Annotated in this window: 26 protein-coding genes; 24 read left to right on the forward strand and 2 right to left on the reverse strand. The window is 58.7% G+C overall.

All coding sequences use genetic code 11. The annotated features are described in order from the left end of the window. Positions 1 to 8: 8 nt before the first annotated feature. From rsmG to G5179_RS11460, 24 genes are all read left to right on the forward strand, one after another. Positions 9 to 635: a 16S rRNA (guanine(527)-N(7))-methyltransferase RsmG gene (gene rsmG / locus G5179_RS11345; protein WP_033115246.1), complete on the forward strand. Its 627-nt coding sequence runs from the start codon at positions 9 to 11 to the stop codon at positions 633 to 635. Between the two features lie 26 nt (positions 636 to 661). Continuing rightward, complete coding sequence (locus tag G5179_RS11350; protein WP_216952494.1) at positions 662 to 1465, forward strand: ParA family protein; 804 nt, start codon at positions 662 to 664, stop codon at positions 1463 to 1465. Then, positions 1462 to 2370 (forward strand): ParB/RepB/Spo0J family partition protein, encoded by a 909-nt coding sequence (locus G5179_RS11355; RefSeq protein WP_005342343.1) that lies wholly within the window; start codon positions 1462 to 1464, stop codon positions 2368 to 2370. Before G5179_RS11350 ends, G5179_RS11355 begins: the two co-directional genes overlap by 4 nt. Before the next feature lie 190 nt (positions 2371 to 2560). Then, positions 2561 to 2971, forward strand: coding sequence for an ATP synthase subunit I (locus G5179_RS11360; protein ID WP_019445506.1), 411 nt, complete (start codon positions 2561 to 2563; stop codon positions 2969 to 2971). 8 nt (positions 2972 to 2979) lie between these two features. Next, a complete protein-coding gene (gene atpB / locus G5179_RS11365; protein WP_005339335.1) occupies positions 2980 to 3762 on the forward strand; it encodes a F0F1 ATP synthase subunit A in 783 nt (260 codons plus the stop codon). Positions 3763 to 3820: 58 nt separating this feature from the next. Further along, positions 3821 to 4063 carry a F0F1 ATP synthase subunit C gene (gene atpE / locus G5179_RS11370; protein WP_005307205.1) on the forward strand — a complete coding sequence of 81 codons (243 nt, stop codon included), beginning with the start codon at positions 3821 to 3823 and terminating at the stop codon, positions 4061 to 4063. A gap of 54 nt (positions 4064 to 4117) precedes the next feature. Then, the gene (atpF, locus tag G5179_RS11375) at positions 4118 to 4588 is read left to right on the forward strand and encodes a F0F1 ATP synthase subunit B (protein ID WP_421251609.1); all 471 of its coding nucleotides are present in this window, start codon (positions 4118 to 4120) and stop codon (positions 4586 to 4588) included. A gap of 13 nt (positions 4589 to 4601) precedes the next feature. Continuing rightward, positions 4602 to 5135: a F0F1 ATP synthase subunit delta gene (atpH, locus tag G5179_RS11380; RefSeq protein WP_204480539.1), complete on the forward strand. Its 534-nt coding sequence runs from the start codon at positions 4602 to 4604 to the stop codon at positions 5133 to 5135. 15 nt (positions 5136 to 5150) lie between these two features. Further along, positions 5151 to 6692 (forward strand): F0F1 ATP synthase subunit alpha, encoded by a 1542-nt coding sequence (gene atpA / locus G5179_RS11385; RefSeq protein ID WP_216952485.1) that lies wholly within the window; start codon positions 5151 to 5153, stop codon positions 6690 to 6692. Positions 6693 to 6734: 42 nt separating this feature from the next. Then, positions 6735 to 7601, forward strand: a complete 867-nt coding sequence (gene atpG / locus G5179_RS11390) for a F0F1 ATP synthase subunit gamma (RefSeq protein ID WP_041210471.1) — start codon at positions 6735 to 6737, stop codon at positions 7599 to 7601. Positions 7602 to 7634: 33 nt separating this feature from the next. Then, positions 7635 to 9023: a F0F1 ATP synthase subunit beta gene (atpD, locus tag G5179_RS11395; protein ID WP_026455856.1), complete on the forward strand. Its 1389-nt coding sequence runs from the start codon at positions 7635 to 7637 to the stop codon at positions 9021 to 9023. A gap of 18 nt (positions 9024 to 9041) precedes the next feature. Next, a complete protein-coding gene (locus tag G5179_RS11400; protein WP_005339345.1) occupies positions 9042 to 9470 on the forward strand; it encodes a F0F1 ATP synthase subunit epsilon in 429 nt (142 codons plus the stop codon). 93 nt (positions 9471 to 9563) lie between these two features. Continuing rightward, on the forward strand, positions 9564 to 10931 hold the full coding sequence (gene glmU, locus G5179_RS11405; protein ID WP_421258384.1) for a bifunctional UDP-N-acetylglucosamine diphosphorylase/glucosamine-1-phosphate N-acetyltransferase GlmU: 1368 nt from the start codon (positions 9564 to 9566) through the stop codon (positions 10929 to 10931). Positions 10932 to 10951: 20 nt separating this feature from the next. Further along, positions 10952 to 12355, forward strand: a complete 1404-nt coding sequence (locus G5179_RS11410) for an undecaprenyl-phosphate glucose phosphotransferase (RefSeq protein WP_421258385.1) — start codon at positions 10952 to 10954, stop codon at positions 12353 to 12355. After that, a complete protein-coding gene (locus G5179_RS11415) occupies positions 12339 to 13694 on the forward strand; it encodes an outer membrane beta-barrel protein (protein WP_421258386.1) in 1356 nt (451 codons plus the stop codon). Before G5179_RS11410 ends, G5179_RS11415 begins: the two co-directional genes overlap by 17 nt. 1 nt (position 13695) lies before the next feature. Continuing rightward, on the forward strand, positions 13696 to 14235 hold the full coding sequence (locus G5179_RS11420; protein ID WP_266135142.1) for a polysaccharide biosynthesis/export family protein: 540 nt from the start codon (positions 13696 to 13698) through the stop codon (positions 14233 to 14235). 15 nt (positions 14236 to 14250) lie between these two features. After that, on the forward strand, positions 14251 to 16392 hold the full coding sequence (locus tag G5179_RS11425) for a GumC family protein (RefSeq protein ID WP_421258387.1): 2142 nt from the start codon (positions 14251 to 14253) through the stop codon (positions 16390 to 16392). Continuing rightward, positions 16389 to 17603 carry a lipopolysaccharide biosynthesis protein gene (locus G5179_RS11430; RefSeq protein WP_421258388.1) on the forward strand — a complete coding sequence of 405 codons (1215 nt, stop codon included), beginning with the start codon at positions 16389 to 16391 and terminating at the stop codon, positions 17601 to 17603. Before G5179_RS11425 ends, G5179_RS11430 begins: the two co-directional genes overlap by 4 nt. Further along, a complete protein-coding gene (locus G5179_RS11435) occupies positions 17600 to 18979 on the forward strand; it encodes a capsular biosynthesis protein (protein WP_421258389.1) in 1380 nt (459 codons plus the stop codon). The genes G5179_RS11430 and G5179_RS11435 overlap by 4 nt, the downstream gene beginning before the upstream one ends. Further along, positions 18976 to 19986: a glycosyltransferase family 2 protein gene (locus G5179_RS11440; RefSeq protein ID WP_421258390.1), complete on the forward strand. Its 1011-nt coding sequence runs from the start codon at positions 18976 to 18978 to the stop codon at positions 19984 to 19986. Before G5179_RS11435 ends, G5179_RS11440 begins: the two co-directional genes overlap by 4 nt. Then, entirely contained in the window at positions 19983 to 21200 is a 1218-nt protein-coding gene (locus G5179_RS11445) for a glycosyltransferase family 4 protein (protein ID WP_421258391.1), read from the forward strand. The genes G5179_RS11440 and G5179_RS11445 overlap by 4 nt, the downstream gene beginning before the upstream one ends. Next, positions 21197 to 21688: a serine acetyltransferase gene (locus tag G5179_RS11450; RefSeq protein WP_139394388.1), complete on the forward strand. Its 492-nt coding sequence runs from the start codon at positions 21197 to 21199 to the stop codon at positions 21686 to 21688. The genes G5179_RS11445 and G5179_RS11450 overlap by 4 nt, the downstream gene beginning before the upstream one ends. Next, positions 21675 to 22802, forward strand: a complete 1128-nt coding sequence (locus G5179_RS11455; protein WP_421258392.1) for a glycosyltransferase family 4 protein — start codon at positions 21675 to 21677, stop codon at positions 22800 to 22802. The genes G5179_RS11450 and G5179_RS11455 overlap by 14 nt, the downstream gene beginning before the upstream one ends. Then, positions 22799 to 23206: a hypothetical protein gene (locus G5179_RS11460; RefSeq protein WP_421223517.1), complete on the forward strand. Its 408-nt coding sequence runs from the start codon at positions 22799 to 22801 to the stop codon at positions 23204 to 23206. Before G5179_RS11455 ends, G5179_RS11460 begins: the two co-directional genes overlap by 4 nt. Before the next feature lie 32 nt (positions 23207 to 23238). Here the strand turns inward: G5179_RS11460 and G5179_RS11465 are convergent, their stop codons facing one another. Both G5179_RS11465 and creD read right to left on the reverse strand, forming a co-directional pair. Beyond that, positions 23239 to 24636: a DUF4832 domain-containing protein gene (locus tag G5179_RS11465; protein ID WP_421236156.1), complete on the reverse strand. Its 1398-nt coding sequence runs from the start codon at positions 24634 to 24636 to the stop codon at positions 23239 to 23241. A 134-nt stretch (positions 24637 to 24770) separates the two neighbouring features. Then, positions 24771 to 26126 (reverse strand): cell envelope integrity protein CreD, encoded by a 1356-nt coding sequence (creD, locus tag G5179_RS11470; protein ID WP_421258393.1) that lies wholly within the window; start codon positions 26124 to 26126, stop codon positions 24771 to 24773. Positions 26127 to 26224: the final 98 nt, after the last annotated feature.

Below are 26224 nucleotides of genomic sequence, written 5' to 3' on the forward strand. Positions count from 1 at the left end.
TGGAAAATATGCTGGAAAGATTGAACGGCCTGCTCATGCAGGCCGGAATTGTTATCACCGATACCCAAAAGAGCCAACTGGTGCAGTTGGTCGAGTTGCTGCACAAGTGGAACAAGGCTTACAATCTCACCTCGGTGCGAGATCCGGACGCCATGCTGGTCAAGCATATCCTCGATAGCCTGGTGGTAAGCCCCCACTTGCACGGTGAGCGCTTCATCGACGTGGGGACAGGTCCCGGCCTGCCGGGATTGCCGCTGGCGATCATCAATCCGGACAAGCAGTTCGTTCTGCTAGACAGTCTGGGCAAACGGATCAACTTCATCCGCCAGGTCATTCTGGAGCTGGGGTTGACCAATGTGACGCCGATCAAATCCCGGGTGGAAGAGTATCAACCCGAAGTCGGGTTTGATGGTGTACTCAGCAGAGCGTTCGCTTCGCTAGAGGACATGCTGAGCTGGTGTCACCACCTGCCGTCAGAACAGGGCAGCTTCCTCGCGCTCAAGGGACAATATCCCGCAGAGGAGCTGGCCCAGTTGCCTGCCAATATCCGTCTGGTAGCCTGTCATGAGCTGCGGGTGCCGGAGCTGGAAGGCGAACGTCATCTGCTGGAATTCAAACATATCCAGCCCGAATAGGGTCGCAGTTTCATTTAGGGGATAGTGTGGGAAAAGTCATTGCCATAGCCAACCAGAAGGGTGGAGTGGGTAAAACCACCACCTGTGTGAACCTGGCCGCCTCCATGGCCGCCACCCGGCGCAAGGTGCTGGTGATCGATCTGGATCCGCAGGGCAATGCCACCATGGGCAGCGGCGTCGACAAGTACGAAGTCGAGCGCACCGCCTATGAGCTGCTGATCGAAGATGCTCCCATCAGCGAGGTGATCATACCCGAAACTTCCGGTGGTTATCACCTGATCGCCGCCAACGCCGACGTGACCGCAGCCGAAATCCGCCTGATGGAGTTTTTCGCCCGCGAGATCCGTCTGCGCAATGCGCTGGCCTCGGTGCGGGACAAGTACGACTACGTCTTCATCGACTGCCCACCTTCCCTCAACATGCTGACCGTGAATGCCATGGCCGCCGCCGACTCCGTGCTGGTGCCCATGCAGTGCGAATACTATGCGCTGGAGGGGCTCACCGCCTTGGTCGACACCATCAGCAAGCTGGCCGCCGTGGTCAATCCCGATCTCAAGATCGAAGGTGTGCTGCGTACCATGTACGATCACCGCAACCGGCTGGCCAATGATGTGTCCGATCAGCTAAAACAGCATTTCGGCGACAAGGTCTACCGCACCATCATTCCCCGCAACGTCAGACTGGCGGAGGCGCCGAGTTTCGGTGCGCCGGCCATGCACTATGACAAATCATCGGTGGGCGCCAAGGCCTACCTGGCTCTGGCTGGCGAGATCCTGCGCCGCCAGGAGCAGGAACGTCAGGCGACCATCGCAGACCGAGAGAGCATATGACTCCGAAAAAACGTGGACTGGGCAAGGGGCTGGATGCCCTGCTCAGTACCAGCACGGCTGCCCGCCAGAAACAGGTGATGAGCGATCAACGTACTGAAGAGGCCATGGCCCCCACCAATCAGGGCGAGCTGCGCAAGCTGCCGGTGGAGTGGTTGCAGTCCGGCAAGTACCAGCCCCGCAAAGACATGTCCCAGGATGCACTGGAAGAGCTTGCCAACTCCATCCGCGCCCAGGGGGTGATCCAGCCCATCGTGGTACGCCCTCTCGGCGAACAATCCTTCGAAATCATCGCCGGTGAACGGCGCTGGCGCGCGTCCCAGCTGGCGCGGCTTGAGGTGGTGCCCTGCATCGTCAAGGATGTACCCGACGAGGCTGCCGTCGCCATCGCGCTGATTGAGAATATTCAGCGGGAAGACCTCAATGCCATCGAAGAGGCGGTCGCTTTACAAAGACTGCTGACCGAATTTGAACTCACCCACCAGCAGGTGGCCGAGGCGGTGGGCAAGTCCCGCACCACGGTGACCAACCTGCTGCGCCTCAACCAGCTCAACGATGACGTGAAGCGTTTCGTCGAGCATGGTGACCTCGATATGGGCCATGCCCGTGCCCTGCTGGCACTGAGCGGCCAGGCCCAGTCTGAACTGGCCAAGCTGGTTGCCCAGAAGGGGCTGACCGTACGCGATACCGAGAAGCTGGTGCAAAAAGCGCTCGAACCGGCAAAAGCCAGGGTCGAACCGGCCCGTGATCCGCAGATCGGCTACCTGGAGCGCCAACTGGCAGAAAAAATTGGCAATCAGGTGCAACTTCAGCCTGGCAAGCGGGATAGCGGGAAGTTAGTAATAAGTTACGAGAATTTGTCCGATTTGGACCGTATATTGGGCTATTTTGGCGTGTCGGAATCGTGATTTTTACGCTTTTTGTAGTAATAAAACATCCATTCCTTTTGATATGACCATAACCCTGATTTGCCGCGGAAAGCCGCAAAAATTAAGGATTTTTGTCATATTGCAATAGCTGCCCTCAAGGGTATAATTTGACCGGCTTTAAGAGCTGTTAACATGGGGTCTTCGGATCCCGATTTTTTACAGTTCTGTAATGTTCAGGGGTAGGTTGGTGAAGCAGAAAATAGCCTTGGAAGGTTTGACACTGGCCTTGGTTATGCTCGTTTGTCAGCTCATCCTGATCCTGGCGATGAGTGCCGTCTGGTTTTACCTGACTGGTGCCAGCGCCGGTTATTCCGCCCTCTACGGAGGGGGGATGTACTGGGTTCCTCAAGCCTTGTTTACTGTCTGGGTGCTGCGCCGCAAGGTGACAACCGAGAGTGTGGGCCTGGTTTTGCGGGACTTTTATGGTGGGGCAGGGATTAAGCTCATTTCTACAACAGGTCTATTCGCCCTGATGTTTGGTGCGGGAGTCGAGGTCGTTACCGTCTCGTTTTTCGCCACTTATATCCTCGCCCTCGTTGTACAGTGGATGGTTTCATTCACGCTTAACAACCACTATTAGGAAAACTCATGTCTGCAACCGGAGAAGTCCTGACTCCTCAGGGATATATCTCCCACCACCTGACCCACCTTCAAGTCGGGTCCGGGTTCTGGACGGTCAATATCGACTCAATGGTATTTTCCGTCGTGCTAGGCGCCCTGTTTATCCTGCTGTTCCGCAAAGTAGCCGTTAACGCTACCAGCGGGGTGCCGGGTAAGCTGCAGTGCTTTGTGGAGATGCTGGTCGAGTTTGTGAATGGTAACGTCAAAGACATCTTTCACGGTCGCAACAAGGTCATCGCACCTTTGGGGCTGACGGTGTTTGTGTGGATCTTCCTGATGAACTTCATGGATCTGATCCCCGTTGACTTTATCCCTCACGCTGCACAATTGATGGGTATTCCCTATCTGCGTGTGGTTCCCTCTGCTGACGTTAACATCACCATGTCCATGGCTTTGGGCGTGTTCTTCTTGATCCTGTATTACAGCATCAAGGTCAAGGGTATCGGCGGGTTTGTGAAGGAGCTGACGCTTCAGCCTTTCAATCACCCGGCGGCCATCCCGGTTAACCTCATCTTGGAAACTGTTACGCTGATTTCCAAACCTGTTTCTCTGGGTCTTCGACTGTTCGGCAACATGTATGCTGGCGAACTGATCTTTATCCTGATTGCTGGTTTGTTACCCTGGTGGTCACAGTGGATCCTGTCCGTGCCTTGGGCAATTTTCCACATCCTGATCATCACTTTGCAGGCATTCATTTTCATGGTTCTGACCATCGTCTATCTGTCGATGGCGCAGGAAGACCATGGTTGATGCAACTCAAATAATCCTTTTTATACAATCAATTACATCTAAATAACTGGAGATCCTCATGGAAAACTTGAACATGGACCTGCTGTACATCGCTGCTGCAATGATGATGGGTCTGGCTGCTATCGGCGCTTCCATCGGTATCGGTATCCTGGGTGGCAAGTTCCTGGAAGGTGCTGCTCGTCAACCGGATCTGATCCCTGTTCTGCGTACCCAGTTCTTCATCGTAATGGGTCTGGTGGATGCGATCCCGATGATCGCCGTTGGTCTGGGTCTGTACGTGATGTTTGCGGTTGCTGGCTAAGTCGTTACGACTCTCCAGACATAACCCATTAACTAACTTAAGAGGACATCGGCTGTGAATATCAATGCCACCCTCCTCGGCCAAGCAATTGCTTTTTTCTTCTTCGTAGTGTTTTGCATGAAGTACGTATGGCCGCCGCTGATTGCTGCCATCGAAGCCCGTCAGAAAGCTATTGCTGACGGTCTCTCTTCTGCCGAACGAGCCAAGAAAGATCTGGATTTGGCCAAGGCCAACGCCGTCGATCAGCTGAAAGAAGCCAAGCTGCAGGCTGCTGAAATCATTGAACAGGCCAACAAACGCAAGGCCCAGATCATTGATGAGGCAACTGTCGGTGCTCAGGCTGAGCGGGAAAAAATCCTGGCTCAAGGCCGTGCCGAGATTGAAGCTGAACGTCATCGTGCCAAAGAGGAACTGCGCAAGCAGGTTGCTGCTCTTGCCATTGCGGGTGCAGAGAAGATCCTGGCGCGCCAAATCGACCAGGCTGCCAACAGCGACATCGTCGACAAACTGGTAGCTGAACTGTAACGGGAACGGGGCTATGTCTGAACTGACTACAATCGCTCGCCCCTACGCCAAGGCTGCTTTCGAGTTTGCCGTTGAGCACAAGGCGGTTGATCAGTGGCTGGGGATGCTCAGCTTCGCTGCGGAAGTAGTGAAGAACGAGACCATCCACTCCCTGGTTAACGGCTCTGTGGCTGCCGACGAGCTGGCAAAACTGTTTGTCAGCATCTGCGGGGAGCAACTCGACGAGCATGGCCAGAACCTGATCCGGGTAATGGCAGAGAATGGTCGCTTGGGTGTGCTGCCGGCGGTCGTTGCCGAATTTGTGGTGTTCAAGTCTGAACTGGACAAAGAAGTTCAGGCTGACGTGATTTCGGCGATTGCACTGACCGACCAGCAGAAAGCCAATATTCAGGCTTCTCTGGAACAACGTCTCGCGCGCAAAGTGAAGCTGAATTGCAGCATCGACGCGTCCTTGATGGCCGGGGTGCTCATCAAGGCCGGTGATCTGGTTATCGACGGAACTGTCCGCGGCAAGCTGGATCGCATGGCTGACGCGCTGCAATCTTGATTGGGGTATTAGAGCATGCAACTGAATTCCACTGAAATCGCCGAGCTGATCAAGCAGCGCATTGCGCAGTTTGATGTAAAGAGCGAAGCGCGTAACGAAGGTACCATCGTCTCCGTGAGTGACGGTATCATTCGTATCCACGGCCTGGCCGATGCCATGCAGGGTGAGATGATCGAGCTGCCGGGCAACCGCTACGCTCTGGCATTGAACCTGGAGCGTGACTCCGTTGGTGCCGTAGTGATGGGTCCCTATGCCGATCTGGCCGAAGGGATGAAAGTAAAAGGTACTGGCCGCATTCTGGAAGTGCCGGTCGGTCGTGGTCTGCTGGGCCGGGTGGTCAACACCCTGGGTCAGCCTATCGACGGTAAAGGTCCGGTCGAGCACGATGGCTTCTCTCCGGTAGAAGTGATTGCCCCGGGCGTTATCGAGCGTAAGTCTGTTGACCAGCCGGTCCAGACCGGTCTGAAAGCCATCGACTCCATGATCCCTATCGGTCGTGGCCAGCGTGAGCTGATCATCGGTGACCGCCAGGTAGGTAAAACTGCCATTGCGATCGACACCATCATCAACCAGAAAGACTCCGGCATTAAGTGTGTCTACGTTGCGATTGGCCAGAAGGCCTCCACCATCGCCAACGTGGTGCGCAAGCTGGAAGAGCACGGTGCTCTGGCCAACACCATCGTGGTTGTTGCCTCTGCTTCCGAAGCGGCTGCCCTGCAATACCTGGCTCCGTATTCAGGTTGCTCCATGGGTGAGTACTTCCGTGACCGCGGTGAAGATGCCCTGATCATTTATGATGACCTGTCCAAGCAGGCCGTTGCATATCGTCAGATCTCCCTGCTGCTGCGCCGTCCGCCAGGACGTGAAGCATTCCCGGGCGACGTATTCTATCTGCACTCCCGTCTGCTGGAGCGTGCAGCTCGCGTCAACGACGAGTACGTAGAGAAGTTCACCAAGGGTGAAGTGAAGGGCAAAACCGGTTCTCTGACCGCGCTGCCGATCATCGAAACCCAGGCGGGCGACGTATCCGCGTTCGTTCCGACCAACGTGATCTCCATCACCGATGGTCAGATCTTCCTGACTTCCCAGTCTTTCAACGCCGGTATTCGTCCTGCGGTTGATCCGGGTATCTCCGTATCCCGTGTGGGTGGTGCCGCCCAGACCAAGATCGTCAAGAAGCTGTCCGGTGGTATCCGTACCGCGCTGGCCCAGTATCGCGAACTTGCTGCCTTTGCCCAGTTCTCTTCCGACCTGGACGATGCAACTCGCAAGCAGCTGGACCACGGTCAGAAAGTGACCGAGCTGATGAAACAGAAGCAGTACTCTCCGATGAGCGTGGCTCACCAGTCTCTGGTGCTGTTCGCCGCGGAAAAAGGCTATCTCTCTGATGTCGAGTTGAGCAAGATCCTCGACTTCGAAGCCGCTCTGCTCTCTTTCGCCGATACCCAGCATGCTGAGCTGATGGCTGAAATCAATGCCAAGGCTGACTACAACGACGCGATCGTTGGCAAGCTGACTGCGTTGCTGGATGACTTCAAGGCAACCCAGACCTGGTAAGCGAGTGTGGCAGCGCAAGCTGCCACCTGATGGAGAGAAGAGATGGCCGGCGCAAAAGAGATACGTAACAAGATCGGGAGTGTTAAAAACACTCAAAAGATCACCAGCGCTATGGAAATGGTGGCAGCAAGCAAGATGCGCCGTGCGCAGGATCGCATGTCTGCCAGCCGTCCGTACGCTGAAACCATGCGCAAGGTGATCGGCCATATCGCTCAGGGGAACCTGGAATACAAACACCCCTACCTCATCGAACGTGAGGTCAAGCGAGTGGGTTACATCGTCGTCTCCACCGACCGTGGCCTGTGTGGTGGTCTGAACATCAACCTGTTCAAGGCTGCCCTCAATGATATGAAGCAATGGAGCGCGAAAGGTGCCAAGGTTGACCTGGCTCTGATCGGCAACAAAGCCTCCAACTTCTTTGAACGGCACGGCGCCAAGGTGAAAGCTCATGTCGCAGGACTGGGCGATAACCCGAGCGTCAATGACCTGATTGGTTCAGTCAAGGTCATGCTGAAGGCTTACGACAACGGTGAGATTGACAAGCTGTATCTGGTGTACAACAAGTTCGTCAACACCATGGTGCAGCAACCACGGGTCGATCAACTGCTGCCTTTGCCCGTAACTGAAGACAGCAAGCTCGCCAAGAAACACCACTGGGATTACCTCTATGAGCCGGATCCCAAGAAGCTGCTGGATACCCTGCTGGTTCGCTATGTCGAATCTCAGGTCTACCAGGGTGTAGTGGAAAACTTGGCCAGTGAACAGGCAGCCCGAATGGTTGCCATGCAAGCCGCGACTGACAACGCCGGTAACCTGATTAACGATCTGCAACTGGTATACAACAAGGCCCGTCAGGCCAGTATTACCCAGGAGCTGACAGAGATCGTATCCGGTGCTGCTGCGGTGTAAGGCAAGGGTTATCAAAGGTTTAGAGGATTTGACATGAGTAACGGTTTCATCGTCCAAATCATCGGCGCTGTAGTGGACATCGAGTTCCCGCAGAATGCCGTGCCCCAGGTGTACGATGCACTGAAGGTCGTTAGCGAAGGTCAAGGCCAGGGTCTGGTGCTGGAAGTTCAGCAACAGATCGGTGGCGGCGTCGTTCGTTGCATCACCATGGGTTCCTCCGACGGTCTGCGTCGTGGGTTGGAAGTAATGAATAGCGGTAAATCCATCCAGGTTCCGGTCGGTACTGCGACACTGGGTCGGATCATGAACGTACTGGGCGAGCCAATCGACGAGAAAGGCCCGATCGGTGAAGAAGAGAGCTGGTCAATCCACCGTGAAGCCCCCAGCTACGAAGATCAGTCCAACAGCACCGAGCTGCTGGAGACCGGCATCAAGGTTATCGACCTGGTATGTCCGTTCGCCAAGGGTGGTAAAGTGGGTCTGTTCGGTGGTGCCGGTGTAGGCAAAACCGTAAACATGATGGAGCTGATCCGTAACATCGCGATCGAACACAGTGGTTACTCTGTATTCGCCGGTGTAGGTGAGCGTACCCGTGAGGGTAACGACTTCTACCACGAGATGATGGAGTCCAACGTACTGGACAAAGTATCTCTGGTTTACGGTCAGATGAACGAGCCGCCCGGAAACCGTCTGCGTGTAGCGCTGACCGGCCTGACCATGGCCGAGAAGTTCCGTGACGAAGGTCGTGACGTGCTGTTCTTCGTGGACAACATCTACCGTTACACCCTGGCCGGTACAGAAGTATCCGCACTGCTGGGCCGTATGCCTTCCGCAGTAGGTTACCAGCCGACCCTGGCCGAGGAGATGGGTGTTCTGCAAGAACGTATCACCTCCACCAAGACCGGTTCCATCACCTCCGTACAGGCAGTTTACGTTCCTGCGGATGACTTGACTGACCCGTCTCCAGCGACCACCTTCGCCCACCTGGATGCGACCGTCGTACTGTCCCGTCAGATCGCGGCACTGGGTATCTACCCGGCCGTTGACCCGCTGGACTCTACCTCTCGTCAGCTGGATCCGCTGGTGGTTGGCAAGGAGCACTACGAGACCGCTCGTGGCGTTCAGACCGTACTGCAGCGCTATAAAGAGCTGAAGGACATCATCGCCATCCTGGGTATGGATGAACTGTCAGAAGAAGACAAACTGACCGTAGCCCGTGCCCGTAAGATCGAGCGTTTCCTGTCCCAGCCGTTCTTCGTTGCAGAAGTGTTTACCGGTTCTCCGGGTAAATACGTGCCGCTGAAAGAGACCATCCGTGGTTTCCAGGGCATCCTGAAAGGCGAGTATGACGATCTGCCCGAGCAGGCGTTCTACATGGTTGGCGGTATCGACGAAGTCGTCGAGAAATCCAAGAAACTGTAAGCCTCGACAGGAGGGCCCATGGCAGAGATGATCTCCTTTCACCTGGACGTGGTGAGCGCCGAAGGAAAACTGTTTTCCGGTCGCGTGCAATCCGCTCAGGTATCAGGCTCCGAAGGTGAGTTGGGTCTCCGCCACGGTCATGCTCCGTTGCTGACTGCCATCAAGCCGGGCCTGGTCCGCTTGGTGAAGCAGAATGGAACTGAAGAGGTGCTGTACATCTCCGGCGGTATGCTGGAAGTACAACCTGAATCCGTGACCGTGCTGGCGGACACCGCGATTCGTGCTGACGACTTGGATGAGGCGAAAGCCCAGGAAGCCAAGCGCGCAGCCGAAGAGCGGATCCACAGCTCCCATGGTGATATCGACTACGCCCAGGCCGCCACAGAGCTGGCCAAGGCGATGGCTCAACTGCGAGTCATCGATATCGTCAAAAAGAATTACCGCTAATAACGGTGATGTAAAAAGCGACCTTCGGGTCGCTTTTTTTTTACCCGTTGGATAGACTCCGCCGAGTATTTTTCATGTTCCAAAGGCCAATTTATGTCCCTCAACGTCGTGATCCTGGCTGCGGGTAAAGGTACCCGTATGCGCTCTTCCCTGCCCAAGGTACTGCACCCGGTAGCCAACAAACCCATGGTTTCCCATGTGATCGATACCGCTCGTCATGTCGGTGCCGAGCAGCTGCATCTGGTCTATGGCCACGGTGCCGAGCTGCTGAAAGAGCGGATCGTGGCGGCTGATGTGAACTGGGTGCTGCAAGCTCAGCAGCTGGGAACTGGTCATGCCGTCGCCCAGGCCATCCCGTTCTGGAAGGATGAAGACGATGTGCTGGTGCTCTACGGCGATACCCCGCTGATCCAGCCCGAGACCCTGCAGCGCTTGCTCGCCGCCAAGGCTGAAAACGGGATGGCACTGCTGACCGTGGTGCTGGACAACCCCACCGGCTATGGCCGCATCGTCCGTGAAAATGGTCAGGTAGTCGGTATCGTCGAGCAGAAGGATGCCAATGCCGAACAGCTGGCCATTCGTGAGGTGAACACCGGCGTGCTGGTGGCCAATGGGGGCCAGTTGCGTCAATGGTTGTCTCGTCTCGACAACAAAAACGCCCAGGGCGAGTTCTATCTGACCGATGTGATCGCCATGGCTCACGGCGATAATTGCCCGATTGCCGCCGTTCATCCGGAGCGTGCCGCCGAGGTGGAAGGGGCCAACAATCGGGTGCAATTGGCTCAGCTTGAGCGCAGCTATCAGCAGATGCAGGCCGAGAAACTGATGATTGCAGGTGCAACCATGATCGACCCCGCACGCTTTGATTTGCGTGGGGTTTTGGAAATTGGTGAAGAGGTTGTTATTGATGCAAACGTCATCATTGAGGGCAAGGTGACTCTCGGCAATCACGTTCGTATCGGAGCCGGTTGCGTACTGAAAGATTGTGTCATTGGCGATCACACCGAGGTGAAACCCTACTCGGTTATCGAGGGTGCACAGGTGGCAGATCAGTGCTCAGTGGGTCCGTTTACCCGCTTGCGTCCGGGGGCGGTTCTGGAGCAGGATGCGCACGTTGGCAACTTCGTCGAGATGAAGAAGGCCCGTCTTGGGGTTGGTTCCAAGTGCGGTCATCTGACCTATCTGGGTGATGCCGAGATCGGAGCCGGGGTGAATATCGGTGCCGGTACCATCACCTGCAACTACGACGGGGTCAACAAATTCCAGACCATCATCGAGGACGATGTGTTCGTCGGTTCTGATACCCAACTGGTAGCGCCTGTTCGCATCGGCAAGGGGGCCACCCTGGGTGCCGGCTCTACTATTACCAAGGACGTGGGTGAAAATGAACTCGTGATTACCCGGGTACCCCAGCGTCACATCAAGAACTGGGCTCGTCCGGTCAAGAAAACTGATAAGTGATATCAGTATGAAGGCGACCCATGAACAAGCGAATCATCAAGCTCGCAGACGCGAGCCACAGTCTGTTTTCCCGCTTTGTCGATCTGGTGGGAATTTCAGTCTCAATGGTGCTGCTCGCACGGCACTTTGGCTTGTTTCATGGGTTGGACGAGATGTCCCTGGTCACGCTGGGCATGGTGGTCTTCTTTCTGGTCTCCCAGAATACCGGGCTCTATTGCAGCCGGGTTCGTAAACATCTGGCGCAGTCTCTGCTGCGCCTCATCTTCTCCTGGTTGGTAACTGCTACCCTGCTCTACCTGCTGGTCTATCTGGTTCCCATCTTTAAACCCTACCACCCCTTCCCGCTGGAGCTGGCGGTGCTCTGGCTTGCCATGGCCTGCCTCATTTCCACCGGCTATCGGGTGTTGTACCGACTGGTGACCCTCTGGTTCAGCGATGCCTCCTGCTGTCGGCGTGTGGCCATCATTGGCGTAACTCCGGCCGGACTGGCGCTGGAAAAATCCCTGTGGGAGAGCCCGCGTCACGATATTCAGATGCTCGGATTTTTCGATGCCCGTAGCGAAGAGCGCTTCGGTTACCCGACTCGCAGTCCTCTGTTGGGTGATGTCGACGAGCTGCTCGAGCTGGCACGCAAAGGGCTGGTCGACGAAATCTATCTGGCGCTGCCTCTGACCGCCCGGGAGCGTATCAATCACTACCTCTACGAACTCTCCGACACCACGGTTAATACCTATCTGGTTCCCGATTTCTATGAGTACGGCCTGACCGTATCCCACATCGATCGGGTGGGCGATATCTATACCTTCAGCTTTTTCGATTCCCCGTTTGAAGGTGGCGCCGCCCTGCTCAAACGCATTGAAGATCTGGTGCTGGGTTCACTCATCCTGCTGCTCATCTCTCCGGTTATGGCGCTGGTGGCTCTCGGGGTGCGTCTCTCTTCCCCTGGACCCGTGCTCTTCAAGCAGGATCGCTACGGCCTGGGGGGGAAACGGATCCAGGTCTGGAAATTCCGCTCCATGCGCGTCATGGAGAATGATGCCGTGGTGACTCAGGCAACCAGAGGCGATCCCAGAGTGACGCCATTCGGTGCGTTTTTGCGTCGCACCTCGCTGGATGAGCTGCCGCAGTTTTTCAATGTGATTCAGGGCACCATGTCGATCGTGGGGCCACGTCCCCATGCCGTGGCGCACAACGAGCAGTACCGCTCACTGGTGGAGCGGTACATGCTGCGCCACAAGGTCAAACCGGGGATTACCGGGCTGGCCCAGATAAATGGATTTCGTGGTGAAACCGACACCCTCGACAAGATGGAGATGCGGGTCAAGTTCGATCTCAAGTACATCCAGTACTGGTCGCTCGGACTGGATTTCAAAGTCATTTTCCTGACTGTATTCAAGGGGTTTGTCGGTGCATCCGCTTACTAGCCTCGTTTGCGTCGGACTGCTGCTCTCCCCCTCTCTTTCAGTCCGTGCCGAGGTCACTCCCGTATCCCATCAGGGGCCGCTGGGTCTGGAGGTCCAGACCGAGATGGAGAGTCGTTATGGTCACGACAGCAACCTGCTGTGGCTGCGTGACAGTGGTCAGGCGATTGGCTCCGATTTCATCGGAATCACCCCGGAATTTCGCATGGTGGGCAAACGCGGCCTGGATCGCTATCAGTTCAGCTATCTGGGTGATTATCGTCGCTATGGCAGCAGCCATGCGGATGACTATGCCGATCACCAGTTCCAGTTTGACGGCAGCTGGCGCTTCTCCCTGCGCAACGCCTTCAAACTGATGTACCAGTATCGGCTGGGCCATGAGGCGCGTGGCGAGGGGCTGACCGAAGGCTTTATGTTGCAGGGAGATGCCTCTCCTTGTCCCAGCGACGCTGATAAGAAAGGTCGTGCGCTCTGTGGTGATGCCACATTCGGCAGATTTCAGATAAATGAGCCGTTGCGCTTCAAACGCAGCGAAGTGGGTGGCCGCTACAGTTACGGTGCACCCGATGCCAGAGGCAAGCTGGAGCTGGCGCTCTCCCACAAGGATCTGGGCTATCTCGACAAGCACCTCTACCAGCATGACTTTGAACGCTATGTGGCCGAGCAGGAGTGGCAGGAGAACACCGCCATTGTCGAGCTGTTCGATCAGGTGAGCCATGTCAGCCGTTTTCGTTACACCCTGCAGACCAATCTGCGACGCTATCCGGCCAATCCGCGCAAGGATTCCGACGAATTTTTCCTCATCACCGGGGTGATGAGCCAGCTGACCGGCAAGACCCGGATCGATGCCAATATCGGCGGGATCTACAAGCGTTTCGTCAACGATCCGCAGGCAGAGAGTTTCAAAGGGCTGAACTGGGATCTACGTCTGGAGTGGCAACCGCTCGATTACAGCAAGCTCGCGCTGCTCTCCAGCCGGACCATTCGTGATCCGGGTGGTGACGGCGGCTATGTCAGCAGCCAGCTATATGGCGCCGAGTGGCAGCACCACTGGTCACCCGGAGTGGCGACCACGCTCTCTTATCACGATATCCGGGATGATTATCACCAGTCGGTGGTCTGTGGTAACGACAACCGCCACCGTCAGGACGACATCCATCGCTGGGGCATGGGCATCAGCTACGACATTCGTCCCTCCGTCAATCTGGGGCTCCACTACCTGCAGGCCGACTCCGGCTCCAGCTTTGCCGGGCAGCCCATCGACATCGGCGGCAATTGCTATGGCCGTGCCCTCGGTTACGACAAACAACAGCTTTCTCTTTCACTCAAGGTAGCCATTTAACATGAACAAAAGCGTGATGGTGCTTCTGCTTGGCTGGTTGTTCAGCCTGTCGGTCTGGGCTGGCCAGAGCCCGCAAGGCAACGATTCCGCCTACCGGCTGGCGCCGGGGGACGAGGTCGAAATCCGGGTGTATGGCGAGCCGGATCTGTCGATGAAGTTCAAGGTCGATACCAGTGGCCACGTCAATTACCCCTATCTGGGTCAGGTGTTGCTGATGGGCCATACCACCGCTGAGGTGGCCGAGCTGCTGACCAGAGGGCTCAAGCACGGCGTGCTGCTCGATCCCATGGTGACGGTCAACGTGACCACTTTCCGCCAGGTGTTTGTTGCTGGCGAGGTGGCTCACCCGGGGGGCTACGAATACCAGCCCGGCCTGACGGTGGAGAAGGCCGTCGCGCTGGCGGGTGGTTTCACCGATCGCGCCGCCAGACGGGATATCAGCCTGCGCCTCAATGGCTGCGATCAGTTGCTGGAAGAGGTGAGCCTGCAACGGCAGCTCAATCCCGGCGACATCATCATCATCGAACAAAGTTTCTTCTAATCCAGGACGCTCTTCATGACTTCATTGTTGGTTGAAAATGGCCGTGCGCTAGAGAGTCGCCTCGATTTCAGCGGCCCCTGGCGGGTGCTCAAGGCAAACTGGTGGAAGGTGGTATTGTTTGCCGCCGTGGTGACCTTGGCGGCAGCCCCCTTTATCCTCAGCATGCCGCCCTATTATCAATCCAGTGCGACCCTGCTGCTGAAGGCAGATGCCAACAGCGCTTCCCCTATCGAGCCCGTCTACCGGGTCGATACCAGCCGCCGCGAGTACTACAACACCCAGTTCGAGCTGCTCAAGTCACGCCGGGTAGCCGAGAAGGTGGTTACTCATCTGGGTTTGGCCGAGTTGCCGGAATTCAACGGACAGCCCAATCCCGACAGCTGGCTGAGCCGCATCAAGGGGCTCTGGAGTGCCGCACATCAGGAGGATGCCTCCTCACGCCACCAGCATGCGCTGGAGTATCTGGCCAGACACCTGACCGTCTCGCCGGTGCGCGATACCCAGCTGGTCAGCATAGGGTTCGAATCCCGCTCTCCCGAGCTGGCCGCCAGCGTCGCCAATGAGGTGGCCCAGACTTACATCGATCTCAATGTGGAGGAGCGGGTCGATGCCAACACCACGGCATCGCACTGGAACCAGAGCCGGCTGGTGGAGATAAAGGCCAGTCTGGAGAAGCAGGAGAAGCAGCTCGGCGATTTTCTTGCCCGCAATGATCTGCTGACGTTTCGCGGCGTAGATGGTCTGCAAACCGAAGAGCTCGGTATCATCACCAACAAGTACGCGGATGCCCGCGAGCGGCGGCTGGCGGCGCAGGCCGAATTCCAGTCCATTCAGGAGTACGGCCGCAATCCGGCGGCGCTGGCTTCCCTGCCCGAGGTCTCCAACCACCCCCAGATGCAGGATCTGCGCATCGCCCTCATCAAGGCCCAGCAGGAGCTCTCCGAGCTGGCCAAGCGTTATGGCCCTAAGCATGACCGTATTCTGCAGGCCGAAGCACGCATCAAGGCGCTCAATACCCAGTCAAACCAGCTGATGCGGGAGATTGCCGACGGTATCGAGGATCGCTACCAGAGCAGCCAGCGCAAGGAGCAGGAATACCTCGCCCAGCTTGACGAGAAGAAGCGGGAGTTCTCCTCGCTGGCAGTCAAGAAGGATGAGTACAACAACCTGAAGAACAATATCGACAAGACCCGTCAGCTTTATAACGAGCTGTTCCGCCGTCAGGAAGAGACCCGCCTGAACGCTCAGCTGCACGAGTCGAATGCCATCCTCTACGATGCGGCATCGGTGCCCTTGTTGCCAGCCAAGCCAAACAAGATGCTCTTTCTGCTGATGGTGGTGATCATGGCGGGCATGGTTGCCGTGCTGGCCGTCATCACTGCCGGAGCGCTGCGCAATACCCTGGATCGTCTGAGCCAGCTGGTTTCCCAGCTCGGTGGGCGGGTGCTTGGTGAAATCCCGCGGCTGGCGGCCCTGCAGGATCAGAGTGCCCTGCTGCGGGTGGGGGCGGTCAATCCCAGAGTAGGTGCCAGTGCCGATGACCTCTACGCCATCATGCGGCTGGAGCCGGGTCAGCTGCAGCGCATCATGATCACCTCGACCCGTGCTGGTGAGGGCAAGTCGACGTTGGCGGCTCTCTGTGCCGCCAGCTTTGCCCGCCATGAGCGGGTGCTGCTGGTGGATGGGGATCTGCGCCGGGGCTCCCTTGGTCGCCAGTTGCTGGGGCAGGCAGCCAGACCGGGGTTGGCCGAGCTGCTCGCAGGCGAAGCCGATTTGGCTGCCTGTCTGGTGCCAAAAGAGGGATTGACCCTGCTGCCGGCTGGCCAGCCGGTCTCCTCCCCGCTGGCACTGCTTGGCTCGCCACGCTGGAGCGAACTGCTGGCAACTCTGGCCGGGCAGTTTGACCGCATCATAGTGGACACCCCTGCGCTGGAGGTCGGCAAGGATGCCCTGCTGCTGGGGCAGCCGCTGGATGGTGCCATTCATGTGATCCAGTCCGGCCAGCTGCCGGCCAGTCGGGTGCTGAGCGTGCTGGCACAGCTGCGGGATGCCAGAGTGGCGGTGTTGGGGACAGTGCTGACCCAGGTCGTCGAGCGGGATCTGGAAGGGGCGGAGAACCTGAGATTCTGTGGTGCACCCACCCGGGGCGCGCTATGAAACTGCTGCGCAGCATCACCACCATAGGTGGTGCTTCCGTGCTATCCCAGCTGATCGGGGCGTTCTCGGTCTGGTCACTGTCGCACAAGTTCGACATGGTTGCGGTCGGGCTCTATGCCCTCAGCTACAGTCTGGTGCTGATCGGTGCCCAGCTTGCCACCTTTGCCTCGCAACTGCTGTTGCCCAAGCTGGAGGAGGCCGAGCTGCCCGGCAACCTGATCTTTTCCCTGTTGCAGGTCTGGCTGCTCCCCATCCCCTATGTGCTGGTGGTGGTCTGCTTTTTCTCGCTGCCGCTCTGGCCGCTCTACCTGCTGACCGTGACCCACGGGTTGATCCTCATCGCCGAGAATCTGGCTCTGCGGGCCGGCCACTACCAGCGGCTCGGTCTGCAGCGTATCTCGGCCTCTGCCGTGGTGCTGCTCTGTCTGCTGTTGGCCCCTGACATGGCGCACTTCTATCAGTTATGGGCCTGTCTGCTGCTGGTGGTGATCGGGGGCTGGTTGTGGTCTGCCTTTACCTGGCACAGTGCCATGCTGAGGGAGGCTGCCCCGCGCCGCTTGCAGCACTTCTTCTCCCGCCATAAAGCGCATCTGGCTGGTGTCGGCAGTGCCGAGGTGCTGGCGATGGTGACGGCCAATCTGCCGACCGTGTTGATCAACTTCTGGTTTTCCCCTCTGGTGGCGGGCTACTTTGCCGTGGTCAACCGCTTCTGTCTGGCGCCCGTGGTGATTGTCGGCAACGCCATCCGCCACTCCATCTTCTCGCGATGGTCGGAGGATTTTCGCCAGCGCCGTTTCAACGGGGAGGAGTTTCGCAAGGTGAAGCGGCTGCTGCTGGCGATGGGCAGTGCGGCCACCCTCGGGATCCTCATCTGCTATCCGCTGGTGATGAAGTGGTTCTTCAATGCGGAGTGGATCGCCTCCATCGATACCTCCCGCTACATGTTGCCCTATGTCTTTACTGCGGTGGCCATCTGCCCGCTGACCGTAATCGAGCTGGTGTTCGGCTCGCCCCGCTACTTTTTGCAGATCCAGCTTGAGCAGCTGCTGGTCGTGGTGATTGCCTTCGTGCTGTTGCCCTGGTTGCAGCAGGAGTACGAGCTCTGCGTGCTGGCCTTCTCTCTGCTGACTGCGGTGCGCTACGGCTTCGTCTTTTTGCGGGTCAACCGCCGGGCTGCCGAGTTGCAGGGGCGGATGGAGCTGCCCTCGTGAACAGTGCCCTCATCATGCAGGCCAATCTGCTGCTGTCGCTGGTGATCTGCGGCCTGGCCCAGTACGTCACCGGTATTACGGCCTTCCTCTGGCTGCCCTTCCTGCTGGCCATTGCCACCTTGATGTTGCTGCCGCTGCAGACGCGTTACAGCCCGTTGCGGCTCGACTATCAGGAGAAGGTGCTGCTGCTGCTCTACTGTGGCTTGCTGGTGCTGGCGCTGCTGGGCACCCTGCTTCAGCAGGGGGGCATGGTGACTATCATCGGTTTCAAGAACGAGCTGGCGCTCTCTCTGCTGCTACCCTGTCTGTTGCTTGGCTTCTGCCGCGAGTCACAGATTTACCGCATCATGAAGCTGGTGGAGTGGGTCTTCTACCTGCAGATCCCGGTGGTGCTGTTTCAGGTGCTGGTGGTGGTGCCGAAGCGGGTGGCAATGCGCGGCGAGTTTGAGAAGTGGGACTCGGTGGTCGGTACCTTCGGGGGGGATCCCATGGGTGGCGGCAATACCGGTGCACTCGGCTTCTTCTGCCTGCTGGTGATGCTGATCAAGCTCTCCGAGTTTCGCCACGGCCTCATTTCGCGTCGTTCGGTCGCTTTTCACATTCTTGCCGCCTTTGCCATCTGTGTGCTGGCCGAGGTGAAGTTCGTCATTCTGTTGTCCCCCTTGCTGCTGGCCTGGGTCTGGCTCTCACCCAGCTATGTCAGGGGGATGAAGAGCTATGACCTCAAGCGTCTGCTGCTGATTGCGCTGGCGATGACGGCGCTGGTGGCAGTGGCCGTTCTGGTGCTGGCTGCCTCCTACTCATCCGCGTTCGAGGGGGCCGAACAACAGGGGGCCATTGCGCTGTTTATCGACTCCCTCGGCTATATCTTCGATCCCAACCACATCAACCCGGAAACCGGCGAGCTGGGGCGGGTGACGACGCTCTTTTTCTGGGCCAGCAACGGTGATCACCACGGTCTCAGCAATCTGCTGTTTGGTTATGGCCTCAACACCACCAACCATGGCAGCACCCTGCCCGGTTTTCTCAACCCCCTGTTCAACGTGCTGCTCGACTCCACTTCCCTCAGCGTGTTGCTGTGGGAGGTGGGACTGATGGGCACCCTGATCTTCATCGCGCTAATCGTTCTGCTGCTCTGGTGCAGCCGTCCCCGCCCATTGCTGGATCGCCAGCTGCTGAGCACGGCAGATGTGCGTCTGCTCAGCTACCAACCCGCTTTCATCGCGTTCGGGATCGCCTGTCTGCTGAGCTTGCCTTACAGCCAGCTGCTGATGCTGATCCCGGTGCAGCAGTTCCTCTTCTATTTCGTGCTGGGTGCCGCCCTGGTGATCCGTTCTTCGGTTCGGCAGGCCACCCGTTCCTGTGAGGTGTCATGACTCCATCCCCCCTTATCTCTGTCATCATCAAGACCTACAACGAGGAGGCAGGGATTGCCGACACCATTGCCAGCATCAGAAGCGCTCTGGCCGACTACACCCACCAGATTATCGTGGCGGACAGTCTCTCGACTGACCGCACCCAGGCGATCGCCTGCCAGCTGGGAGTGACTGTCGTCAGCCTGACCAACCCGGCCGATCGCTGTTGCGGCGTGGGGCCACAGCTTGGCTACCTCTTCAGCGAAGGGGAGTTCCTGCTGCTGCTCGATGGCGACATGAAGCTGGAGCCGGAGTTTGTGCCGGCCGCCCTTGCGCACATGCACTCCCACCCCGAATGCGGTGGCGTGGCCGGGCGGGCCGAGATGGATGATGCCCACAGCTATGAGTTCAAGTCGCGCAAGCAGCGCATCAACCAGATCTATCCGCTGGGCGAGTCGCGCTGGCTGTGTGGTGGCGGCCTGTTTCGACGCAGCGCCATCGAGCAGATCGGCTATCTCACCAATCGCAACCTGCACGGTTACGAAGAGGCGGAGCTGGGTATCCGGCTGCGTCAGGCTGGCTATCGGCTGGAGCGGCTCGATGTCCCCTTCTTCTTTCACACCTCCCACACCATGGACTCCCTTGCCCTGATCCGTTACCGCTGGCGCATGGGGTATCTGTTTGCCAGCGGCGAGCTGGTGCGCTCGGCGTGGGGGCAGCCCTATTTTCGCGAGGTGCTGTCGGTGATCCGCTCCGAGCTGCTGTTCGGACTCTACCTGCTGACACTCCTGTTCTGCGTACTGCTTTTCGTAGCCGGGCTGCCGTCCTGGTTGCCGCTGCTGGCGCTGGCACCGCTGGGTGGCTTCATCGCTCTCAAGTGGTTGAAGAACCGCTCCCTGCAAGATGCCTTGCGCAGTGTCATGAACCTCTCCATCTATGCAGCCGGGCTGGTGCGTGGCCTGCTGTTGCCCCAGCGCTCCCCGCGCGAGGCGCCCGCCCATCGTCTGATCCAGGAGTCATTGCCGTGAAGGTGCTCTTTGCCAACAAGTTCTTTTTCATGAAGGGAGGTGCCGAGACCGTCCTCTTTCAGGAGCGGGAGATGGTGCTTCAGGCGGGTCATCAGGTGATCGACTTTGCCATGCAGCATCCGGAGAACCTCCCCTCGCCCCAGAGCGGCTACTTTCCGGCCAACGTCGATTATCACCAGCGGCACGGGCTCTTCGATCGGCTGAAGATCGCCGCTCGCTTCATTCACAATCAGGAGGCCTGTGATCGGCTGGCGGAGCTTATCCGTGCCGAGCGGCCCGATATCGTTCACTTTCACAACATCTACCACCAACTCACCCCGGCAATCATCCGGGTGGCCAAATCCCTGGGCTGCAAGACGGTGCTGACAGCCCACGACTACAAGGTGGCCTGTCCCAACTACAGCATGCTGGTCGATGGCGAGCCGTTCGATCTGACCCGGATCGAGGGTTCCTGGCTCAAGCTGTTTCGCCATCAGTGGCAGGAGGGGTCGTGGGGCAAGAGCCTGCTGCTCTCTGCCGAGGCAGCCTGGCAGCAGTGGCGCCGCAACTATGAGCAGGTCGATGCATTGGTGGCGCCGAGCGCCTTCATGGCCGGGATGCTTCGCACCCGGCTGCCCGCTTCCCGCATCGAGGTGATCCTCAATGGCATAGATGTCGAGTCGAGCCGCGAAAGCGGAGAGGATCGGGGGTACTTTCTGTTCCTCGGCCGCCTGATGGTCGAGAAAGGGGTCGAGACGCTTGCCCGTGCCCATCAGCGGATGACGCGGCCGGCGGGCCTCAAAATTGTGGGCGGTGGCCCGCTGCTGGCGCACCTCGGGCAGCATTATCCCAATGCCGAATTGCTGGGGTTCAGGCAGGGGGAAGAGTTGCTCGATCTGCTGCGCCACGCCAAGGCCGTGGTGGTGCCGTCCGAGTGGTACGAGAACTGCTCCATGTCGGTACTGGAGGCGATGGCCTATGGCAAACCGGTGATCGGGGCTCGAATTGGCGGGATTCCGGAGCAGATCCGCGACGGTCTCGATGGCCTGCTGTTCGAGGCGGGCAATGCCGACGAGCTGGCCCGCTGCATGGACAGGCTGGTGGCCGAGCCGGAGCAGACGGCGGCCATGGGGCGTTCGGCCCGTCAGCGGCTGATCGACAACTACTCCCTCGCCAGCCACCAGCAAGCTCTACTGGCGCTCTACCAGTCGTTGCTGGAGGAGAAACGGAGATGAGTTTCTGGCACGAGTTGAAAGCCGAACTGGCACTCAATCCGAGCAAGACGGCGCGCCTGTTCCTGCTCTGCTACCGGCTGGCACAGGGAGGCCGCTTTATGAGGTTGCCCGGCTTGCTGCTGCTCAAGGGATTCAAGCTGCTGTGCGGCCTCGATATCTCGCCAAGAGCCCGGCTGGGTTGGGGTCTGCGCCTCTATCACCCGCAGAATATCGTCATCGGTGACGGCGTGCAGATGGGGCGTGACTGCACCCTGCGCCACAACTGCACCCTGGGCAACAAGCCAGATCGTCAGAGCGGCCAGCTCCTCTCGCCCACCGTGGGGGACGGGGTCGAGTTCGGCACCGGCGCCATCGTTATCGGGGCCATCGCCATTGGTGATCATGCCTGTGTCGGTGCCGGCGCCGTCGTTACTCGTTCCGTCCCGGCTCGCGCCGTTGTTGCGGGCAATCCCGCCAGAATCATTCGAGAAGATCATGAAGCAGATTAGTGTGACCGTGCTAGGTACCCGGGGGATCCCCCATGTACTGGGCGGTGTCGAAACCCATTGTCAATCCCTCTATCCGGAGTTGCACCGCCAGTTCGAAGTGGCCGCGACCGTGCTGGCTCGCGCCCCCTATGTGGATTACCGACGCGGCGAGTTTGAAGGGGTGGCACTGAAGGCGTTGCCTGCCCCCAAAAAGAAGTCGCTGGAGGCAATCCTCCACTCTCTGCTCGCGGCTTTTTACTGCCGCAGCCATGCCTGCGATCTGGTGCATGTCCATGCCATCGGACCGGGTCTGGTGGTGCCGCTGCTGAGGTTGCTTGGCAAACGGGTGGTCTTTACCCATCACGGCCCCGACTATGACCGCCAGAAGTGGGGGACGCTGGCCAAGTGGGTATTACGCCTTGGCGAGCGCTGGGCGGTACGTTATGCCAGCGAGGTGATCGTCATCTCCGAAGTGATCAACGAGGTGATCCGCCGCCAGTACGATCGCCAGGATGCCCACCTCATCTACAACGGGGTGAAACGGGTCGAGCTACCGGCAGCGGACAAGAGGGAACTGACGCTGGCCCGTTTCGGACTGACCGCTGGCAGCTATCTGGTGGCGGTGGGCCGCTTCGTCGAGGAGAAGGGGCTGCACGATCTCATTGCAGCCTATCGCCAGCTTGATACCGAGCTGCCGCTGGTGCTGGTGGGGGATACGGATCACCCTACCCCCTATAGCGAGCGCTTGCAGCGAATAGCGGATGAAACACCGGGGGTGATCCGTACCGGTTTCCTCAATGGCGAGGCGCTGATCAGCGTCTTTTCACAGGCGGCCCTGTTTGCCATGCCCTCTTATCACGAGGGGTTGCCGATAGCCCTGCTGGAGGCGCTCTCCTTCTCCCTGCCGGTGGTGGTGAGCGACATTCCCGCCAATCTGGCGGTGGCGCTGCAACAGGAGTGCTATTTCCCGGTCGGCGATGTGAGTGCACTGGCTGAGCGGCTCAACGCCCAGTTGACTCGCGGCAAGGTCGATTACAGCGACTATCTGCAACGGTATGACTGGCAGCGGATCGCCGGTCAGACCATGGAGGTCTACCGCAAGGCTTTGGGCTTGCCCGCAGGAGAAAACCAATGAGCCAATTACCGCAGAAAACGCAGGGGGCGATCGACCGCTTCTACCGTGCTCTCTCCCCCGAGGTGGGCGAGAGCCTGAGTGAAACCCAGCGCGACGGTATCGAGCAGGCGCTGCGGCTGATGAGTGATGGCAAGTCGCACGCCATCAACGTCAACAGCGCCTTCGGCATCGGTCGCTGGCGCTGCTATCTGGTGGTGTTGATGGGACGGGATCGCCGTCATCGCGGGCGGGAGAGCGGCTTTCGCTTTCACCTAAAGGTGCTGCTGACCACCCTGCTGTTACTGCTGGGGATCTGCGGCATGGTGCTGCTGCTCTATCTGGTGAAGTCGGCCCTTGGCATCGACATCTTCAAGCACTTCTCGTTCGGGGTGTGGGATCTGTTTAAAAAGAGCGTGCTGATGTAATGAAAGAGGGCTCCTGCGGGAGCCCTCTTGCGTTACTGGATGTCTATCTCGGCCAGACGATACCAGCCACTCTCTTCCAGACCGGCAATGCCGAGCTGCAGGGCGGGCTGCTTGTCCTGACCGATGAAGGCCAGCTCGAGATAGTAGTGACCGCGTGCCATCCGGCCCGGCAGGGTCAGGCTGTCGCGAGTGGTAGCCTTGCTGCCCGGGATCCAGCGGGTCATGTCGTTGCGGGTCACCAGCATGGCGCCGACCTGGCCTTCCTCGTTGACCAGCCGGTAAGTGAGCGGCCAGTTGCGATAGGCCGGCGCTACCCCGTCGTTGTGCCAGTCGCCGTTGAGGGTAAGGGTAGCCCCCGGCTTCATGGTTCCCTTTAGGGTCAGCTGGTCCAGCACGATGCGATAGCCCAGCTTGCGCAGGGCATTGTCGACGATGGGTCGATATTGGGGGGGAACCGGATCCGACTTGAGATTGATGGTGGAGGCGTGTTGGGCCAGCGCCCAGTCAAAGGTGGCCTTGACCTCCTCCATGGTGTACTGCTGCTGGCCTGGCCACTCGCTCAGCTTGCCGCACACCTCGAAACTGACCGGCGCCCGCTGCCAGCTGGAGTCGAAGTTCGCCACATCGGTGCGGGCGCTCGCCAGTCGTTCCGGGTAGGCGTTGCGCATGTGGCTCCAATTTTGGGAGAAGTGGTGCCAGTCGCCGAGGCAGTCTGCCCGCCAGCCAGCTCCCTTGCCCACGGCATACTCAAACATGGGCAGGTTGTTGATGAGCATCAGCTTGGGGGTTCGCGGAAAAGCGGCCATCTGCAGGTCAACATAGGGTTTGAGCTGCTCGCTGCTGTAGCGCTGTTCCAGCGTCGGGCCAGGGAAGTTGCTCATGTGCCACTCTCCCCATGAACCTATCATGCCGATGTCGACATGACTCAGCGCCGGGTTGCCATCGTAATGGGCACCCAGCGCCTGAAACAGCCGGGTGGCACGGGCGAGGAACTGCGGGTCGCTGTAGTCGGGCACAAAGGTCTGGTGGTTGTTCACCCACTCTCCCCGAATCCCCTTGTTGATGAGCCACTCCGGGATCTTGCTGCCCGAGAAGGGCTCATCAAGGGTCATGACCCTGAGGGCGATCGACTGTTTCGGGGTGGCGTGCTGTGCCTGATCGATGGCCCTGTCGATCAGGGCAAAGTTGTATTCGCCCTCCCGTGGTTCCAGCTCGCTCCAGTAGAAACGGAAGTAGTCGACCGTACTGACCGGGTGTTCGGCCAGAGAGAGGGGATGACCCCAGCTGTTGTGAAACTCTTCGATACCGACGCCGGGATTGTGCAAGAGGTCGTCGACCGGTTCGGGATGAATGGTGAGGGTACCGGCCAGAGTTCCCTGAGCCCATAGCAAGCCGGAATAGAGCAGGTTCCTGCCCGGATGCATTTTCATGTGATCGTCCGCCTGTGGAACATGGTTGCATGCTAGGAAATTGGCGGACAAAGGCCCAGCCGGTTCCGCTGTTTTCGAGAAGAACCGACTGAAGCCTTTGTTGTCTAGGTCAGAGATTGACGGAGGTTGTGCCCTCAGTCGTCATTGTCATGTCCGGCTGGGCGGGACTCGACACTCTGTTGCCCCATCACCTGATACCAGTCGAGCTTTCGGGTCAGCAGCATGATCAGCGCCAGGGTGGCGAACAGCAGCAGGGCGCCTAGCAGCAGAGCGATCTCTTCGGCCTGCAGCAGGCTGTAGAGAGTGGCATAGACCAGCCCGAGCAGCGCAGCAAAGCCGATCCCCTGCTTCGGGCCGCCCAGCACATGGCTGAGGTAGAAGCCGTTGAGCAGCACGCTGGCCAGCGCGGCCACCAGATAGGCCCAGCCAAAGCCGAGGTGTTCAGTCAGGGCCAGTAGCACCAGATAAAAGATGGCCAGCCCCATGCCCACCAGCGCGTACTGGATCGGGTGGACCCGCAGCCCCTTGAGCAGTTCGAACATGAAGAAGCTGATAAAGGTGAGACCGATGAAGAGCAGGGCATATTTGGCCGCCCGCTCGTTGAGCTGATAATGATCCACCGGCTGCACCAGACTGACGCTGAAGGTGGAGAGATGGCTATCACCCCCGTTCATCATCCGGTTGAAGCGGGTCTCCATGTCGCTGGCGAACCAGCTGGTTTGCCAGTTGGCCTCAAACCCTTGTGGGCTCAGGGTGCGACTGCTCGGCAGAAAGTCACCGATAAAGTTGGGGTGGGGCCAGCTGCCCGCCAGCTGCAGGGTGCTCTCCTTGCCCAGCGGGACTATGTCGAGGGCGTTCATCCCCTGTAGATTGAGCTCCAGATGGAAGGTGCCATCCTGCTGCGGCAGGCTGTCGATCGGGGCATGGATACCCGCGAGCGCATCACCGAGGCGGGCACCGGGGGCAAACGGGATCCGCTGTGTGCCGAGTTGCAGTTCGGGGACGCTGTTGATACCGCGGGCATCGGAGAGCACCAGGCTCAGGTAGGGTTTGCCCGCCACCAGCTCGGCCGTTTCACCGAGCGGTGAGGTCGCGTCATTCAGCAAACTCTGCCGGGTGGGCAGGCGGCCGGATAGGGTGAGGCGGGTCTGGTAGACCTGCGCCTGATAGATGCCCAGCTTGCGCGGGGTCACCTCCATGTTGGCCCTGATATCCAGTTGCTCCGGCAGCAGGTAGCGGTAGATCTGCTCCTGACGGACGAAGCGCTTGCCCTCCTGCTCGACCGTCACCGAACGGGTATAGGGCTGTACGATAATGGGCCCCATCAGTCGCTGCGGGCCGCTGCTGCTGGCCATGATGCTGTGAATGGCCTGACTGCGGTAAGCCTGACGCTCCCGGTTCAGCTCCATGATGGATTGCACCGGTACCATCAGCAGCAGGCTGAGCAACAGCAGCAGAAAGATCTTGTGGGTGAATATCTGTTTGACCATGACACGTCTCCTTGTTGGATGGAGTGAGTCTGTCAGTCCGGTGTGAAGTGGTGATGGGTCTGTGTGAAGTGGTGGTGAAGGGGGATAAAAAAACCGGC

Source organism: Aeromonas sp. 600886, assembly GCF_049174935.1.
Classification (GTDB): domain Bacteria; phylum Pseudomonadota; class Gammaproteobacteria; order Enterobacterales; family Aeromonadaceae; genus Aeromonas; species Aeromonas veronii_A.

Excerpts from the sequence above, each read along its gene's own strand:
- atpB (WP_005339335.1), top strand. The coding sequence starts at position 2,980 with ATGTCTGCAACCGGAGAAGTCCTGACTCCTCAGGGATATATCTCCCAC.
- G5179_RS11440 (WP_421258390.1), top strand. The coding sequence starts at position 18,976 with ATGACTCCATCCCCCCTTATCTCTGTCATCATCAAGACCTACAACGAG.
- atpE (WP_005307205.1), top strand. The coding sequence starts at position 3,821 with ATGGAAAACTTGAACATGGACCTGCTGTACATCGCTGCTGCAATGATG.
- G5179_RS11460 (WP_421223517.1), top strand. The coding sequence starts at position 22,799 with ATGAGCCAATTACCGCAGAAAACGCAGGGGGCGATCGACCGCTTCTAC.
- G5179_RS11410 (WP_421258385.1), top strand. The coding sequence starts at position 10,952 with ATGAACAAGCGAATCATCAAGCTCGCAGACGCGAGCCACAGTCTGTTT.
- atpH (WP_204480539.1), top strand. The coding sequence starts at position 4,602 with ATGTCTGAACTGACTACAATCGCTCGCCCCTACGCCAAGGCTGCTTTC.
- atpG (WP_041210471.1), top strand. The coding sequence starts at position 6,735 with ATGGCCGGCGCAAAAGAGATACGTAACAAGATCGGGAGTGTTAAAAAC.
- G5179_RS11355 (WP_005342343.1), top strand. The coding sequence starts at position 1,462 with ATGACTCCGAAAAAACGTGGACTGGGCAAGGGGCTGGATGCCCTGCTC.
- G5179_RS11360 (WP_019445506.1), top strand. The coding sequence starts at position 2,561 with ATGTTCAGGGGTAGGTTGGTGAAGCAGAAAATAGCCTTGGAAGGTTTG.
- G5179_RS11455 (WP_421258392.1), top strand. The coding sequence starts at position 21,675 with ATGAAGCAGATTAGTGTGACCGTGCTAGGTACCCGGGGGATCCCCCAT.
- rsmG (WP_033115246.1), top strand. The coding sequence starts at position 9 with ATGCTGGAAAGATTGAACGGCCTGCTCATGCAGGCCGGAATTGTTATC.
- atpA (WP_216952485.1), top strand. The coding sequence starts at position 5,151 with ATGCAACTGAATTCCACTGAAATCGCCGAGCTGATCAAGCAGCGCATT.
- G5179_RS11430 (WP_421258388.1), top strand. The coding sequence starts at position 16,389 with ATGAAACTGCTGCGCAGCATCACCACCATAGGTGGTGCTTCCGTGCTA.
- G5179_RS11450 (WP_139394388.1), top strand. The coding sequence starts at position 21,197 with ATGAGTTTCTGGCACGAGTTGAAAGCCGAACTGGCACTCAATCCGAGC.
- G5179_RS11400 (WP_005339345.1), top strand. The coding sequence starts at position 9,042 with ATGGCAGAGATGATCTCCTTTCACCTGGACGTGGTGAGCGCCGAAGGA.
- glmU (WP_421258384.1), top strand. The coding sequence starts at position 9,564 with ATGTCCCTCAACGTCGTGATCCTGGCTGCGGGTAAAGGTACCCGTATG.
- G5179_RS11425 (WP_421258387.1), top strand. The coding sequence starts at position 14,251 with ATGACTTCATTGTTGGTTGAAAATGGCCGTGCGCTAGAGAGTCGCCTC.
- G5179_RS11465 (WP_421236156.1), bottom strand. The coding sequence starts at position 24,636 with ATGAAAATGCATCCGGGCAGGAACCTGCTCTATTCCGGCTTGCTATGG.
- G5179_RS11420 (WP_266135142.1), top strand. The coding sequence starts at position 13,696 with ATGAACAAAAGCGTGATGGTGCTTCTGCTTGGCTGGTTGTTCAGCCTG.
- atpD (WP_026455856.1), top strand. The coding sequence starts at position 7,635 with ATGAGTAACGGTTTCATCGTCCAAATCATCGGCGCTGTAGTGGACATC.
- creD (WP_421258393.1), bottom strand. The coding sequence starts at position 26,126 with ATGGTCAAACAGATATTCACCCACAAGATCTTTCTGCTGCTGTTGCTC.